Annotated in this window: 1 protein-coding gene; it reads left to right on the top strand. The window is 42.9% G+C overall.

Annotation, left to right across the window (positions count from 1 at the left end; translation table 11 throughout):
- Nucleotides 1–679 (top strand): hypothetical protein (locus HLA93_RS20440; protein ID WP_222196275.1); only part of this gene is annotated, 679 nt, incomplete at both ends.

The following is a 679-nucleotide window of genomic DNA, read 5'->3' as shown; positions in this document are numbered from 1 at the left end:
CTGTGCAACCCCAATACCAGAGTTATGGTGCACCACATGCACCTCCACCACATTATCCGAGCCAACCGCTGACTCCACCTCCACCACAACCCCAAAGAACACCTAGTTTTGAGGAACAAATTTTAGCCACCTTAAAAAACCTTGAGGCTACTGCTCAACTCACTCATTCCCATTCCCAATCAATTTCTAAAATAGAAACTCAATTGGGTCAATTAGCGGCTTCTCTTAGTCGTCGGGAGGAAGGAAAGTTACCGAGTCAAGTTGTAGGTAATCCAAAAGGTACATATATGGCTGAGGGTTCTACTTCTCAGGACCCTCAATGTAACGAGGATGTTCAGGCTGTTACTGTGTTGAGAAGTGGTAAGATAGTAGATAATAAAGTTGGGGAGAAAGAAAAAGAAAAGAATGAGAAAAAGAAAGCGCAAGTAAGTGAAGAAGAAAAAGAAAAGGAGAAAGACTCTGATGCGACAAGGAATAAACTTCCCACAGCATTAGATGATCCAGTGGCATCTTATGTGCCAAAAGCACCTTTCCCATCCGCGCTTATCGCGCCTGGGAAGACCACTAAGAAGGGGGCTAGCATGTCTGATATGTTGGAAGTGTTTAAGAGCGTTCACATTAATTTACCTCTTCTAGATGCCATTAAGCAGATTCCTTCATATGCAAAATTTTTGAAGGA

Origin of the sequence: Modestobacter italicus (genome assembly GCF_019799965.1) — a bacterium.
Lineage (GTDB): Bacteria > Actinomycetota > Actinomycetes > Mycobacteriales > Geodermatophilaceae > Modestobacter > Modestobacter italicus_A.
Note: the sequence above shows the minus strand (reverse complement) of the source record. Positions and strands in the feature narration are given on the sequence as shown.